The following is a 15,272-nucleotide window of genomic DNA, read 5'->3' on the forward strand; positions in this document are numbered from 1 at the left end:
ATTTCATAAACATCATGTGCAGTTGTTCAGGGATTGAATTTGGGTGTTTTAAGTCGTAAGGAGCTATTTTGTCTTCATCAATCAAATCAATAGATGTTTTTGCCATTGGCTTGATGACATTTGCGCTGTTCCTTGGCGCGGGTAATATGATCTTTCCCCCCTATCTTGGCCAGGTTTCAGGGCCAGACCTTCTTGTGGCTGTAGCCGGATTTCTTTTAACCGGCGTTGGGCTTCCATTTCTTGGGGTGATTGCCGCTGCAAAGTTGGGTGGCGGGCTAAGCAGTTTCACCCGTGATTTGCCAACCTGGGTGTCTATGATTGTTGGTCTGGTTCTTTACCTGGCTATCGGGCCGCTTTTTGCTGCTCCCCGTACTGGCATCGTCGCCTGGGAAATGAGCTTTGCCAGTGTTTTCCCCGAAAGTGAATACGGGCAGATGATTTACAGTGCCCTGTTCTTTGGTGTGACCCTGTCGCTTTCACTGTTCCCAGGTCGGTTGATTGATAACATTGGCAAAATTATTACCCCTATGCTGGTTCTGGTGTTGCTGGCGATTGGCGCTGGAGTGTTTTTCGCTCCCCTTGGTCCAGTCGGACATCCGATATCAAGCCTGACTGAGAGCGCGTTCTCCTGGGGCTTCCAGCAGGGTTATCAGACAATGGATACCCTGGCTTCCCTGGCGTTCGGCATTGTGATCATCACAGCACTGAGGGAGCGTGGTGTGACTGACAAGCAGGAACTGACCCGCCATACTATCACAGCTGGTTTTATCGCCGTTGTCGGACTGGTCGCAGTATATATCACTTTGGCGATTCTTGGTGCTACCAGCCATGCGGTTATTCCAGATGCAGAAAATGGCGCGGATATCCTGACGACCTATATATTCGAACTCTTTGGTGGCTGGGGTACGGTTCTTCTTGGTATTTCCATCACTCTGGCCTGCCTGACCACTTCGGTTGGTTTGATGACCGCCTGCGCTGAGTACTTTAATGAAACTTTGCCGGTAATGGGATACAGGGCCTATGTGATTCTGTGTACGCTTATCAGCGGCCTGATTGCTAATGTCGGATTGAATGAGCTGCTGGCTTTAACCATTCCGGCGTTGTTGATTATCTACCCGGTTGCTATCAGCCTGATTTTTCTGGCGTTGGCACGGAACATGTTCAAATCGCCTTATCACACCTATGTCATGACCCTGACACCCGTATTTATTATCAGTATGGTGGATGGCCTTGCGGCCAGCGGCGTGTCCTGGGCGGGCAACTTTTCATCTGAGGTGCTGTCGGTGCTGCCTTTGCACAGCGAAAGCCTGGGGTGGCTGGTTCCGGGGCTTGTGGGCGGCTTCCTGTCCATAGTCTGGCCGTTGCCCGCCAGAGCCATTGATAACTCCTGATAACAGAGGTCAGCTATCAGGCATAACAAGGGCCACTGAGTGTGGCTCTTGTTATTTCCGCAGCTTTTGGAAAATCTCCCAAAGCTGTTTTGCAATTAATCTTATGCAGATTCTTCCTGCATGGTGTCCAGCCGACCTAGAAGAGAGCCGACTTTTTCAGACCAGGACTCAAGCTCTTTACGCAGAGCGGTGTTTTCCTGTTCCAGCTTGGTTTTAGCTTCGCGCAGTTCTTCTACTTCCAGCCGATAAATGCCAATGGTTTCAATGGCGTTCTGAATTCTGGACTCCAGCTGATTCAGGGATTCTATAGACATATTTCTAGCATCTCGAAGGGGTATCTGTGGCTACCCATAGTATGAGTAATCGGGGGACTGAGCAAATAAAAGAAAACAGTCGTTTTGCTTTGACTATGTATGCGACAGATGAAGACAAATCGTCAACAGAATCCAATATCAACAACCGATTATGCCTATACTGGAAACGATGCCCTGATCTGGCAAGGCAGGTTCTTTTTCTCTGGTTCGTACAGGGGTTAAGAAATGAAGTCTGCATCTTATGTGGCAGGACGTATTGTTTCCCACAGCGATGTTGCTGATGAGGCAATACGGGCGTTTTGCCTGTCGTTGCTTGCTGGAGAAAGCGTGGCTGAATATCTGTCCTCAAGGCATATCCACTTTGCCTCCCCGCAGGTGGAAAGTACTTTCCTCAGTCATATTCTTGCGCTTAGTGAATATGCCCTCGACAGGGGCAGAAGCTGATTAAAGAGCCTGCCCGAGTAAAGGCATTATGAAAGCGGTCAGTGCTCCCGTCAGCGCCAGCCCCAGGCTGGAGAAGACTCCCGCGACAGGGTTCAGCTCAAAAGCCCTGGCTGTGCCGACTGCATGGGATGTTAACCCCAGAGTAAATCCCCGAACAATCTGGTTGTTTATTTTCAACCGATCCAGAATAGGTGGCCCGAAAACTGCTCCGAAAATACCAACAACAATAACTGTTCCGGCAGAAATAGCAGGTATCCCACCAATACTTTCAGACACTGCTATGGCGATAGGTGTTGTCACCGATTTAGGTACCAGGGAAAGCAGAGTTTCACTATTGGCACCACAAAGCCATGCCAGCAATAAAGCTATGGCGGGGGCAAATGCCGAGCCAGCGACCAGCGTCAGCAACAAGACTTTGGCATGCCGACGGACAAGGTGCAGCTGGTTATACAGGGGCACCGCTAAAGCAACGGTCGCTGTACCAAGCAGAATGGAAAACAGTTCGGTGGTATCCCGATACTGCTGATAGTCGATATCCAGAGCCTCCAGAACAATAACAACAGGAGCCACAGCAATCAGAACAGGATGGAAGAGGGGGAAACGACCACAAAGGTTATAAACTTTCTGTCCGAAAACAAAGCTCCCAACAGTAAGAAGTAGTCCGAACAGGGGATTGGTAAACACTGAGTCGGTAAACAAATAGCTGGTAATCACAGAGAAAATGTCATTCATCCTGGTCACCATCACTTTCTTCAGCCCTTTTCATCAGCCAGCTCATAAAAAGTGCTGTAAAAATAATAGCTGCGGCTGTACCCAGAGAGATGGCTATGGCTATAGGGAGAATCTGCCCCTGTATTGCTACAAGGTAATAAACAAATCCGGTGGCAGCGGGTACCAGAAGCATTCCCATATTTGGAATCAGGATATTGCTGCTGCGTACAAGAGTATCGGGAGTGGAACCTTTCAAACAGAGGGTCAGAAGCAATAGCAGCATGCCCAGTACTGCTCCGGGTAGAGGGATACCGAGGAGATGGTTACCCGCCTCCCCAAGAGCCTGGAACAGGAGAAGAATAGAAAAACCACGCATAAGGGCTGCTGCCTGGTTGGGTGTTACCGGTAAATATTGTGTTTACGGACAATCTCAAAAAATCCGAGACAGGTATAAATAATAAAGCATATCAGTGTCCAACCGGGAATAGTTAAGCCAAGGAATTGCCACTGAACCTCCGCGCAATCGCCGGTACCATTCAGCATAACCGACAGTAGTTCCATAATTGGCAGGGCGTCAACGAGGAACTCCAGAGGAGGCATGCATGCAGGAGCCTGACCCGCAGGAAGGCTTTGCAGGTAGAGCTGGCGAATGGCCAGTCCAGATCCGGCAAGGCCAATAATAAAAATTAAAATACCATAACGTCGTTTGCCAGTGCTGCCCGGGTTATGGAGTGCCGCTATCAGGGACGCTACGCCAAGGGTAATCACAACAATTCTTTGAGACATACATAACGGGCAGGGTTCCAGCCCCATAATATGTTCAAAGAAAAGCGCAGCTCCCATCAGGGCAACGCTGCCCGAAAATGCAAAAAAGTAGAGAGTTCTCGAGCCTGGGATAACCATATTCTTCGGAATCCTTACACGAAAGTGGCCGAATAATGAACGACCGGTATTATTAATTTTTTTAAGAAATACCGTTGTGGGGTGCAATGGTATTTCCAACGCATGATTTTTTTTTACCTGGCAGGGTTTTCTACCATGATTTGAAACGGCTTTCAGGTTATTTCAATTCCACCGGAAAAATATTCCTCCAGGAATGTGTCAAAGTCCACATTGTCAGCAGCCTCCCGGATGGCCTGATTTTCCAGGGAGCGGGTGGCCAGTTCTTCAAAATACATCTGCCTTTCCGGATGTTGATTCAGATCCCGGAAATAGCTGGCATTCTTCCGGGAAAGGATATCTGCGTATTCCCGGAAGCTCTTTCCCTTGTTCAGCTCAGCAAGAATCATAGCTGAGGGGGTCAGGGATACATCATTCAGCTTCTTGTGTTCAGCGACCAGGCTTTCACTGTATTGACTGGAATTGTTGGCTTTATCCAGCAATTCTGCCACCGGAGCCAGTTCCTGAAACAACTCTTTGCCCCAGCCTGTAAGCGCAATCTTCTTGTCCTGATTCTGCAGCAGTAATCCTGGTTTGCGGCCTTCATGTACAGACAGGGAAAAATTGTCATTGATAACCGCGCACTCTTCATCAGAGATATCAGGACTTTCAGCCAGAGTGCAATATAGCAGGAAAATATCCATGAACCGTGACTGAGCAGCATCAATACCCAAAGGCAGGAGAGGATTGATATCCAGGCTGCGTACTTCGATATATTCAACGCCCCGTTCTTTCAGGGCCAGAACCGGCTTTTCGCCGGAGCGTATAACCCGTTTGGGGCGGATGGTGCTGTAGTACTCATTCTCAATCTGCAGCAGGTTGCTGTTGAGCTGGCGATATTCCCCATTCGGCCCTTTGCCAATCTTGTCGTAAGGAGGATAAGGGGTGTGAATGGCAGCCCAGAGGCTGTTTACGTAGTTGTCCAGGGTGTTGTAACAGACAGAAAGATCGGCCTGGGCATCGCTGGTGTATCCAAGGTCGCTCATTCTCAGGGAGGTGGCCCAGGGCAGGTAGAGAGTGTCTGCGTCCAGCCGTTCAAGGTTGTGCTGGTCTTTGCCTGTAAGGAAACTGCTGTCCAGGGCTGGTGATGCGCCAAACAGATAAGATAATAACCAGGCATAGCGGCGGAAGTTACGGATCAGGGCAAAATAGCCTGCAGACTGGTAATCCTGCCGGGAAGTGTTTTCCCCATCAATGGTCTGCAGGAGTGACCAGAATTCTTCACTCAAAGAGAAGTTGTAATGAATGCCGGCAATGGTCTGCATCGCTTTTCCGTAGCGGTGGGCCAGCCCAAGACGGTAAACGTACTTCATTTTCCCGATATTGGAGGGGCCATATTGGGCGACGGGGATTTTGTCGTCCCCTTCCAGCAGCGGTGGCATGCTGGAACTCCAGATCACTTCATTGTCCGGCATACCCCGCAGGGTTTCCGTGTGCAGTTCAGCCAGAAACGCCAGGGCATCTTCAGGGCTCTGGTAAACAGGGGTAATAAATTCCAGCAGCGCTTCTGAATAGTCCGTAGTGATATAGGGGTGTGTCAGCGTGGAGCCAAGGGAATACGGGTGAGGCTCCTGGGAAAGGCGCAGATCCGGGGTAACCCTTAGACCTTCTTTCTCAATCCCGTGATGAATCTGTCTGAGACAGGCATTATTGTCTCCCTGGGACAGGGTCTGGAGACGCTGTGAAAATCTGGCTGGCAAGGTCAAACCTTTCAGTGTGAATTCAGGTACTGCCCGCAGAGTCATTTATGCCACGCCGGACAGGATCGTAATTTTAAACCGCAGTAGACGGGCTCACTATACCTTGGACGCAACAAAGGGCAAAAGGATGCAAGAAAAAACAGTTAACGGGAGCACGGAGTTGTGCTCCCGTTAACGGGGAATGCCGTCAGTTACTTACGCAGTTTTTTGGCATTGGCGAACAGATCTGCGAAAGAGCCGTTCTTTTCCACCGGTTTGCTTTGTTGGCCACCACGGGGTTTGTTATGACCGGAGCGGCGGTTGTCGCTGCGATTGCTGTTATGGTGATTGCTGCCACGGGGGCGGTCAGCCTGTTTCTGGCTGCGGCCAGCGGGCTTCTGGTCACCGGCCATGGCGCTGGCATCGTCAGACATACGCATGGTCAGCGCGATTCTGCGGCGTTCAACATCCACTTCCAGAACCTTCACGCGCACAACATCGCCTGCTTTTACCACTTCCCGTGGGTCTTTAACAAATTTGCTGGACAGGGCTGAGATATGCACCAGACCATCCTGGTGTACGCCAATATCCACAAAAGCTCCGAAGTTTGTGACGTTGCTGATAACACCTTCCAGCTCCATGTTGGGCTTAAGGTCTTTGATATCCTCAACGCCTTCCTGGAACCTGGCGGTCTTGAACTCAGGGCGAGGGTCGTGGCCGGGCTTGTCCAGTTCCTTGATGATGTCGGTTACAGTGGGGACACCGAACTTTTCATCGGTAAACTCAGAGGCTTTTACGCCACGGAGAAACTGGGAGTCGCCAATCAGGCCGCGAACATCACGCTCAAAGCGTGAGGCGATTTTTTCCACCACCGGATAGGCTTCCGGGTGAACCGTGGAACGATCCAGGGGGTTGTCACCGTTCATTACCCGCAGGAAACCGGCGCACTGCTCAAAGGTTTTTTCACCCAGACGGGAAACTTTCTTCAGGGTGCTACGGTTGGTGAAAGCACCGTTCTCATCCCGGAAGTTAACGATGTTCTGGGCGATGGTGGTGTTCAGGCCGGAAACACGGGTCAGCAGCGCGCTGGAAGCAGTGTTCACATCCACGCCTACGACGTTTACACAATCTTCCACCACGGATTCCAGGCTGCGGGCCAGATGAGTCTGGCTTACGTCGTGCTGGTACTGGCCAACGCCAATGGCCTTGGGTTCGATCTTCACCAGTTCCGCCAGAGGGTCCTGTAGACGACGGGCGATGGATACAGCGCCCCGGAAGGAAACATCCAGATCAGGGAATTCCCGAGCCGCCAGTTCGGATGCGGAATAAACAGATGCGCCCGCTTCACTGACTACAACCTTGGACAGGTTCAGCTTTGGGAACTGTTTGATCAGCTCTGCGGCAAAGCGGTCGGTTTCCCGGGAGGCTGTACCGTTGCCAATCGCGATCAGCTCAACATTGTGCTTTAGCACCAGCTTGGCGATGGCTCCCAGGGATTCCGTCCACTTGTTGTGGGGAACGTGGGGGAAGATGGTGGTGTGATCAACCAGCTTGCCGGTGCTGTCGGTTACCGCAACCTTTACGCCGGTACGCAGGCCGGGGTCGAGGCCGAGGGTGGCACGGGGGCCGGCGGGAGCGGCCAGCAGCAGGTCGCTGAGGTTCTTGGAGAAGACCTTGATGGCTTCTTCTTCAGCGGCTTCCCGCACACGATTCATCAGTTCGGTTTCGAGGTGAGGCAGTAGCTTCACACGCCAGGTCCAGCGCACGACTTCCCGCAGCCATTTGTCCGCTGCACGGCCCTGGTCTTCCAGTTTCCAGTGCTCGGAAACCATCAGTTCGCAGGGATGGGTAACAGTACGATCTTCCGCGCCTTCAATAACCACGGATGCTTGCAGCAGACCGGAGTTACGGCCACGGAAAATAGCCAGAGCCCGGTGGGAAGGCACATTTTTCAGGGGCTCGTCGTGTTCAAAGTAATCCTGGAACTTGGCCGCTTCCTTCTCTTTGCCCGCCATAACCCGGCTGGACATGCGGCCATCTTCCCAGAGGTAGTCCCGAAGGCGACCCAGCAAGTCGGCGTCTTCGCTGAACTTCTCCATCAGGATGTATTTGGCACCGTCGAGGGCAGCCTTTGTGTCTTCAATACCGTTTTCGGCATTAATAAATTTGGCGGCTTCTGCTTCCGGCTCCAGGGACGGGTCCGCAAACAGGGACTCAGCCAGAGGTTCCAGACCCGCTTCGATCGCGATCTGGCCTTTGGTGCGACGCTTGGGTTTGTAGGGCAGGTAGAGGTCTTCAAGGCGGGTTTTGGTATCCGCTTCTTTGATGGCTTTCTCCAGTTCGGGAGTCAGCTTCTCCTGCTCGGTAATGCTTTTCAGAATGGCGCCACGGCGTTCTTCCATTTCCCGAATGTAACGCAGGCGCTCTTCAAGGTTACGGAGCTGGGTATCATCCAGACCGTTGGTCACCTCTTTTCGGTAACGGGCAATAAAGGGAACAGTTGCACCTTCGTCCAACAGCTGAACGGTCGCGGAAACTTGTTGTTCCCTGATGCTCAGCTCCGAAGCGATGCGCTGAAAGATACTCTCCATCAGGTGATCTCTGTGCGTCTTTTAAGGCAAAGACAGGGATTATACCCATGCAGCGCCGAGTTCCTACCCTGAGAACAAAAACCTTTTCCCGGAAACAGCGATTCAGAAAAAAAAGAGCCTGTTGTGAACAGGCTCTGAAAGAATGAAAAGAATCTTACAACGCCTCTCTTTCTCGATAATAATCTTGTAATTGTTGATGATGATAATCGCACCACAGGTATATCGCTGCGCAACTCATGCCCAACATCATAAGTAGGGCGATCGCGAAGGCTGGTCCGATTATCACTACTGCGAAAGCAGACCCCTCCGTGAGGGTTTTTGCCAGTTCCGGCCCTATCAGTCCTGTTCCACACCCTACGGTAAAGCAGCCTATTGAAAGCAGTGGTGACATGAATATGAGACAGAGACCTGCGATTGCAGATCCGATTACAATGATTTCACCCTCTGTGGGTTCTACCTGCCTGGGGGCAGAATCAGCTGGAGGTGGATTAACTTGACGGGGTGTCATTCTGTTGCCTGCTGCAGTTCTTACACCATGGCCAATGAACTGACTTTCATTGCTGGGTTTAAAGGAATTTCCCCGTGCAGCTGTTCCCGTTAACGGGGCTCCCCAGGTATGCCGCCTCTGGACTTGTGAGCGAGCTTCCATATTGAATGACCTCTGTTTCATGTTAATGGTTTGCCTCCTTTTGAGAGACGGATAAGGCCAGAGTTCACGCTTCTGGTAACAAGAGGGTTAGTCGGAATGCCGGTCTGTTCCCGGACTTCCAGACTGCGCGGGCGGAAAGACAGGGGTTATACCCATGCAGCGCCGAGTTCCTGCCCAGAGAACAAAAACCTTTGCCCGGAAACAGCGATTCAGAAAAAAAAGAGCCTGTTGTGAACAGGCTCTGAAAGAATCTTACAACGTCTTTCTTTTTCGATAATAATTTTGTACTTGTTGATGATGATAATCGCACCCCAGGTATATCGCTGTGCAACTCATGCCCAAGGCTATAAGTATCATGATAGCGAAGGGTGGTCCCATTATCACTGCTGCGAAAGCAGACCCCTCCGTGAGGGTTTTTGTCAGTTCCGGCCCTATAAGTCCTGTTTCACGCCCTATGGCAAAGCAGCCTATTGAAAGCAGTGGTGACATTAATAGGACAAAGAAACCTGCGATTGCAGCTACGCCTACGAGGCTTTCACACTCTGTGAGTTCTATTTGCCTGGGGGCAGAATCATCTGGAGGTGGATTAACTTGACGGGGTGTCATTCTGTTGCCTGCTGCAGTTCTTACACCATGGCCGGCGAACTGACTTTCATTGTTTATTCGATTGCTGGATTTACAAGAATCTTCCCGTGAAGCGGTTCCCGTTAACGGGGCTACCCCCGTATGCGGCTTCTGGACTTGTGAGCGAGTTTCCATACTGAATGACCTCTGTTTCATGTTCATGGTTTGCCTCCTTTTGAAAGTCGGTTAAAGCCAGAGTTCACGCTTCTGGTAACAAGAGGGTCAGCTGGAATGCGGTCTGTTCCCGGACTTCCAGACTGCGCGGACGGAAAGACAGGGTTTATACCCATGCAGCGCCGAGTTCCTACTCTGGGAACAAAAACCTTTGTCTGGAAACAGCGATTCAGAAAAAAAAGAGCCTGTTGTGAACAGGCTCTGAAAGAATGAAAAGAATGTTAGAACGCCCCTTTTCGTTGCGGATTATGTACTTCTGGACGAATATTGTTCACTACGCAGCCAAGGAATAGGGCCAATAATGGGGGGAAAAACAAGACTGGTGCGAGTAGTACTGGCAAAAAATTAGCCCCATTCGTGAGGGTTTTTGACAGTTCCAGCCCTATAAGTCCTGTTTCACGCCCTAAGGCAAAGGCGGTGACTCCAACCAATGGTGACAGGAATACGCCAACGATAAATCCGATTCCAACTGTGAGTGTGATGTCTCTATCAGTCAATATTTTTGCCAGAAGGGAATGAGAATCAGCTGGAGGTGGATTAACTTGACGGGGTGTCCTTCTGTTGCCAGTTGCAGTTCTTACATTATGGCTCGTGAACGGCCTTTTATTTTTGGGTTTACAAGAACCTCTCCGTGAGGCGGTTCCCGTTAACGGGGCTGCCTTTACATGCCGCCTCTGGACTTGTGAGCGAGTTTCCATACTGAATGACCTCTGTTTCATGTTAATGGTTTGCCTCCTTTTGAAAGTCGGTTAAAGCCAGAGTTCACGCTTCTGGTAACAAGAGGGTCAGCTGGAATGCCGGTCTGTTCCCGGCCACGCACCTGAGCCTGTTGTGAACAGGCTCTGAAAGAATGGAAAGAATGTTACAACGTCCCTCTTCGCTGTGGATTATGTACTGGTTGTTGATAATAATAATCGTACGTCTTCAGGCATATCGCTGCGCAGCCAATGCACAGACTTATCATTATGGGGGCAGCGATGGCTGGTCCGAGTAACACTGCCGCGAAAGCAGGCCCTGACGCGAGGGTTTTTGCCAGTTCTGGCCCTATAAGTCCTGTGTCACGCGCAATGAAAAAGCAGGCGAATGAAAGGATTGGTGACATAAATAGGAGAAAGATACCTGAGACTACGACTGGGAATGCGACTTCTCTGGTAGCCAGTTGATCCAGCGAGGGACGAGAACCAGCTGGGGGTGGATTAACTTGACGAGGTGTCCTTCTGTTACCAGCTGCAGTTCTTACACCATAGCCAGCGAACTGAATTTCATTGTTTGTTTCATTGTTGGGTTTACAAGAATCTCCCAGTGAAGCTGTTTCCGTTAACGGGGTCACCTCTGCATGCCGCCTCTGGACTTGTGGGCGAGTTTCCATAATGAATGACCTCTGCTTCATGTTAATGGTTTGCCTTCTTTTGAACGTCGGTTAAAGACAGAGTTCACGCTTCTGATAACATGAGGGTTAGTCGGAATGCCGGTCTGTTCCTGGACTTCCAGACTGCGCGGGCGGAAAGACAGAAAATACTGCTGAAAAACTGTTGGGGGAAAATTCCGGCGCTGGTGTTAAACCAGCGCCCGGAGTGAAGAAGCTTTTTAATGACGGGTTGCGTCAGAACCCTTCAGGCGGTTGATATCTTCTTCAGTAAAGCTGTAGCGGGTGTTGCAAAACTGGCAGTCCATATCAATCTGACCCTGTTCTTCCAGAATATCAGCGACATCTTCCGGCTTGAGAGTTGCCAGTGCGTTACCCGTACGTTCGCGGGAGCAATTGCAATAAAAGCTTACTGTTTCCAGGTCAAACAGACGGATATTTTCTTCATGGTAGAGGCGGTGCAGCAGTTCTTCAGTGGAAAGTTCCAGTTGCTCTTCGTCTTTCAGGGTTTCCGCCAGTACAGTCAGGTGTTCCCAGCGCTCCTCACGGGCAGCGGCATCTTTCTCTTCCTGTGCCGGAAGGGATTGCAGCAGGAAGCCAGCTGCACGGTCACCGGTGGAAGTCAGCCACAGGCGTGTGGGCAGCTGCTCGGACTGTTGGAAATAGGTGGCGAAACAATCCGCCAGAGTACCACCGCTCAGGGAAACAAGACCCTGGTAACGTTTACCGTTTACCGGGTCGATGGTGATCACCAGCTGGCCGTCGGGCAGCAACGCATGGAGGTCAGTGTGAGAGGGCGTCAGTTGTTCATCATCCCAGCGGGCAATGGTGCGGAAGGTTCTCTTCTCGGTGCATTCTACCATTAGCAGGCTGACCGGGCCGTTGGAACGGGCCTGCAGGGTCATGGTGCCCTCGAACTTAAGGGTGGTGCTGAGGAGAATAGCCGCCGCAGCCATTTCGCCGATCAGTACGCGAACCGGCTCCGGGTAGGCGTGGGATTCAATAGCCAGCCGCAGGCTTTTATCCAGAAGTACGCGCTCTCCGCGGATATCGGTTTGTTCAAACAAAAAGCGTTGCGCGGAGTCCCGCTGCAGAGAATCCAGTGGAGTCATGGACGATTGTGCCTGCCATCAAAAAAATCAAGGCGGCTATTATACCTGTTTCCACGACCATTCAGGCTACAGTGAAAGCCGCAGTTGTTGAATATACAGGTTGAATACACAGGTTGAAGAGCAGCGTGATAGCAGGTGCCCGAAGGACTCTAATTGTCTTCAGGGCAGTGACCATCGGATGGGTTGAAAGTAATCACTCCTGAACCGTTGCCGTCATCGCTTTCAAATCCGGGAACCAGGAAAACGTCCTGCAGGCAGAAACCCCGGTCTGTTCTGTAGGGGAACTGCATAATGTCATTCATAAGTACCCTTATATTTCCCATCAGACAGACATCCAGAAGAACAGCGTTCTTTGCGCTGTACTGGTAGCAGGTGTTATTGGTGATGCTGACCTTTTTGGTAAGTTCAGGCCATAGATGGGAATGTTTCTGTATGGTCATCTGACAGGTTTTACCGAGCAGGGGGTTAACCAGAGTCAGGGTAAGCTCAGGGCCAAACAGAAGATGATCCTCTGCCAGCAGAGAATGGGGGTTATGGGTGATAAGACGACCAGATTTTACGTCGATGTTATCTTCCTTTAGTACCCAGCCGGACTTTTCGCAGACCCGAAAGCAAAGTTGATGGCTATTGCCGCCGCTGCACTCAACATATTCGGCCAAAACACCACCAGCCAACACATTGAGGCCAATAAATACAGGAATGCTTTTCTTTAAAATACACCTGATGTTCAGTGCGGTTCTGGAATTCTGCAGAGGGGTACTCACAAAGCAGTGGGTGTTCATGGAATGCCTCACGGATTACATGAGTATCTACTATAGAATGGGAAAAGCTCAGAATGGGAAAAGCTCAGAACAAGAAAAACTTGTGAATGTTTTCAGGGGAATAATATCACCGTGTTTCAGACTACTTTAAATGCCTCGTTACGTAGCGGATTGCTAATTTTCATGGGCATGTTGGGAACTTTTCTAACGGGTTGTCAGGGTGTTCAAGACAGTCTTCTTGAAGCAGCCATTGACTTTGAGCGCACCCGCTCCGGGCTGGAAGTGCAACAGGTTCAGGCTGGCAATATTGATTTCACCCTGCTTACCGGTGGTGTGGAGGATGGCGAAACCCTATTTATGGTACACGGCTTTGGTGCCAGCAAAGATAACTGGATGCCTCTGGCTCGGGAGTTGAGCGACACATATCGTATTGTTGCCGTAGACCTCCCAGGCCACGGTGACAGCAGCTCCGGAGAAGAACTGGATTTCCTGATTACGTCCCAGGCCAGTCGATTAAAAACATTAATAGATACCCTTAACCTTGACCGGGTGCACTTTATGGGGAATTCCATGGGGGGCGCAGTTGGTTTGCAGTTTGCTTATCTGTACCCGGAAAGACTGAAGTCCCTGGTATTGCTTGATAATGCTGGCATTGATTCTCCCACTCCCAGTGAATTTTTTAGCCTGTTGGAGAAAGGAGAAAACCCGCTGATCGTGCGCAAGCCCGGTGATCTTAAGATTTTGACTGAGTTTGTGATGTCTAAACCGCCCTTTATACCCTGGCCTTTAACATCCGCCTTTGAGCGTCGTTCCATTAAACGGCAGGCGCTTAATGACCGGATATTTGCCGATATGATGAAGTCCCGGGAACTGAGCGGTTCCGCTGAACAGGTGGAGATTATGCTCCGGGGGATTCAGGTGCCGACCCTGGCCATTTGGGGGGAAGAGGACCGGGTGCTGGATGTGTCCAGCATCAATGTGATGGAGCAGTATATTCCTGACTTCACTTTCGAGATTTTCCCCGGTATTGGCCATGTGCCCATGATTGAAACTCCCGAACAGGTGGCCAGAGCATTCCGGACATTCAGAGCGTCTATTTCTCGGTAGAATACTCAGAAACCGCAGATCTGCCAGGTACTTAGCCCGGATATTTCATAAACATGCTCCCGATCTCGCTTGTTCCCTGCCGCTCTAAGGAGATTTGACTCAGTCGACCGTACACCCCGGTACGGTGCTTTTTCGCCAAACACCTTAGAGCAATGCACATTTAAGCATACAACCCGGCACAATGACCTGATGCCCAGGCCCATTGGAAGTTAAAGCCCCCCAGATGACCGGTGACGTCTACAACTTCACCAATAAAGTATAGATTGCCCTGTTTGCGGCTGGCCATGGTTTTGGACGAAAGTTCATCGGTATTCACACCGCCAATGGTAACCTCGGCTTTTTTATAGCCCTCTGTACCACTGGGTTTTAGACGACATTCCGTTAATACTTTAACCATTCTGTTTATGCTTTCCCGACGCCACTGGCTGGCCTCGTTTTGTTCGCCAATCAGAGCGGCCAGAGCAGAAGCCAGACGTTTAGAAAGATGTTCACACAATATTGTGGTGACGGAAGCTTTCGGACGGGCCAGTCGTTGCTCTTCCAGCCATGTTTCCACATCAATATCCGGCAGCCAGTTTATAGTGATTTCATCCCCCGGCTTCCAGTAGCTGGACACCTGCAGAATAGCCGGACCGCTTAAACCCTTATGGGTGAACAACAGGGCTTCCCGGAAACTGGCGTTGTTGCAGGTGATGACAACATTTGCGCTGATGCCTGACAGCCCCTCAAAGGTTTTCAGGTCTTTTGGCTCAAGAGTAAAGGGCACCAGAGCCGGTTGGACCGGGACAATAGAATGACCGAACTGTTTGGCGATACGGTAACCAAAGTTTGTGGCACCCATGGTTGGGAATGAGAGTCCACCTGTGGCAATAACCAAAGACTCTGCGCTGATATTGCCCTGGCGAGTGAATATATGGAACTGGTTGTCTTCCTGCCTGGTGATTTCGATCACATCGGTTTTGTTGGAGAAGGTGATATTGGGCATATCACACTCTTTCAGCAGCATATCCAGAATATCTTTGGAACTGTTGTCGCAGAACTGCTGCCCGAGGGTTTTTTCATGCCAGGGGATGCCGTGTTTATCCACAAGGGCCTGAAAGTCCCACTGGTTGAAGCGGCTCAGGGCTGATTTACAGAAATGTTCATTCTGGGAGAGATAGTTGGCCGGTTCCGTATACATATTGGTGTAATTACACCGACCGCCTCCGGACAGTAGAATCTTTCGGCCCGGGCGCTTGCCATGGTCCAGTACAGCAACCTTTCGCCCTCTCTGGCCGGCGGTCAGGGCACACATTAGCCCGGCCGCACCCGCGCCAATAATTACGAGGTCATAAGAAGGAGAAAGGGGCATTATTCAGGCTCCAGCAGGAAAACGGCAAACTATAGCTGGTACTATGTATCCGGCCAAAG

General features: G+C 50.8%; 13 protein-coding genes. 3 read left to right on the plus strand and 10 right to left on the minus strand.

The window, feature by feature from the left end; all coding sequences use genetic code 11:
• Window positions 1-68 precede the first annotated feature (68 nt).
• A complete protein-coding gene (brnQ, locus tag ACY2RQ_RS03350) occupies window positions 69-1,391 on the plus strand; it encodes a branched-chain amino acid transport system II carrier protein (RefSeq protein WP_490111542.1) in 1,323 nt (440 codons plus the stop codon).
• 101 nt (window positions 1,392-1,492) lie between these two features.
• Here brnQ and ACY2RQ_RS03355 read toward each other — a convergent pair whose 3' ends face one another.
• Window positions 1,493-1,705: a cell division protein ZapB gene (locus ACY2RQ_RS03355; protein ID WP_490111543.1), complete on the minus strand. Its 213-nt coding sequence runs from the start codon at window positions 1,703-1,705 to the stop codon at window positions 1,493-1,495.
• 225 nt (window positions 1,706-1,930) lie between these two features.
• On the opposite strand from ACY2RQ_RS03355, the gene ACY2RQ_RS03360 reads away from it, so the two are divergent.
• Entirely contained in the window at window positions 1,931-2,149 is a 219-nt protein-coding gene (locus ACY2RQ_RS03360) for a hypothetical protein (RefSeq protein ID WP_490111544.1), read from the plus strand.
• Here ACY2RQ_RS03360 and ACY2RQ_RS03365 read toward each other — a convergent pair whose 3' ends face one another.
• The 8 genes from ACY2RQ_RS03365 to ACY2RQ_RS03400 form a co-directional block, all read right to left on the minus strand.
• The gene (locus ACY2RQ_RS03365; protein ID WP_490111545.1) at window positions 2,150-2,881 is read right to left on the minus strand and encodes an LrgB family protein; all 732 of its coding nucleotides are present in this window, start codon (window positions 2,879-2,881) and stop codon (window positions 2,150-2,152) included.
• On the minus strand, window positions 2,874-3,236 hold the full coding sequence (locus tag ACY2RQ_RS03370) for a CidA/LrgA family protein (RefSeq protein ID WP_490111546.1): 363 nt from the start codon (window positions 3,234-3,236) through the stop codon (window positions 2,874-2,876). The genes ACY2RQ_RS03365 and ACY2RQ_RS03370 overlap by 8 nt, the downstream gene beginning before the upstream one ends.
• Before the next feature lie 23 nt (window positions 3,237-3,259).
• A complete protein-coding gene (locus ACY2RQ_RS03375) occupies window positions 3,260-3,763 on the minus strand; it encodes a disulfide bond formation protein B (protein WP_490111547.1) in 504 nt (167 codons plus the stop codon).
• Window positions 3,764-3,915: 152 nt separating this feature from the next.
• Entirely contained in the window at window positions 3,916-5,544 is a 1,629-nt protein-coding gene (gshA, locus tag ACY2RQ_RS03380; protein WP_490111548.1) for a glutamate--cysteine ligase, read from the minus strand.
• Window positions 5,545-5,690: 146 nt separating this feature from the next.
• Window positions 5,691-8,069: a Tex family protein gene (locus tag ACY2RQ_RS03385; RefSeq protein WP_490111549.1), complete on the minus strand. Its 2,379-nt coding sequence runs from the start codon at window positions 8,067-8,069 to the stop codon at window positions 5,691-5,693.
• A 901-nt stretch (window positions 8,070-8,970) separates the two neighbouring features.
• Window positions 8,971-9,504: a hypothetical protein gene (locus tag ACY2RQ_RS03390; RefSeq protein WP_490111550.1), complete on the minus strand. Its 534-nt coding sequence runs from the start codon at window positions 9,502-9,504 to the stop codon at window positions 8,971-8,973.
• 1,599 nt (window positions 9,505-11,103) lie between these two features.
• Window positions 11,104-11,994 carry an Hsp33 family molecular chaperone HslO gene (gene hslO, locus ACY2RQ_RS03395; protein WP_490111551.1) on the minus strand — a complete coding sequence of 297 codons (891 nt, stop codon included), beginning with the start codon at window positions 11,992-11,994 and terminating at the stop codon, window positions 11,104-11,106.
• Between the two features lie 149 nt (window positions 11,995-12,143).
• The gene (locus ACY2RQ_RS03400) at window positions 12,144-12,776 is read right to left on the minus strand and encodes a hypothetical protein (RefSeq protein ID WP_490111552.1); all 633 of its coding nucleotides are present in this window, start codon (window positions 12,774-12,776) and stop codon (window positions 12,144-12,146) included.
• 162 nt (window positions 12,777-12,938) lie between these two features.
• Here ACY2RQ_RS03400 and ACY2RQ_RS03405 point away from each other — a divergent pair, with 162 nt between their 5' ends.
• Complete coding sequence (locus ACY2RQ_RS03405) at window positions 12,939-13,862, plus strand: alpha/beta fold hydrolase (RefSeq protein ID WP_490111553.1); 924 nt, start codon at window positions 12,939-12,941, stop codon at window positions 13,860-13,862.
• Between the two features lie 160 nt (window positions 13,863-14,022).
• Here the strand turns inward: ACY2RQ_RS03405 and ACY2RQ_RS03410 are convergent, their stop codons facing one another.
• Window positions 14,023-15,213, minus strand: coding sequence for a BaiN/RdsA family NAD(P)/FAD-dependent oxidoreductase (locus ACY2RQ_RS03410; RefSeq protein ID WP_490111554.1), 1,191 nt, complete (start codon window positions 15,211-15,213; stop codon window positions 14,023-14,025).
• Between the last annotated feature and the right edge of the window lie 59 nt (window positions 15,214-15,272).

It is taken from the genome of Parendozoicomonas sp. 209JJ7-1, assembly GCF_058147085.1.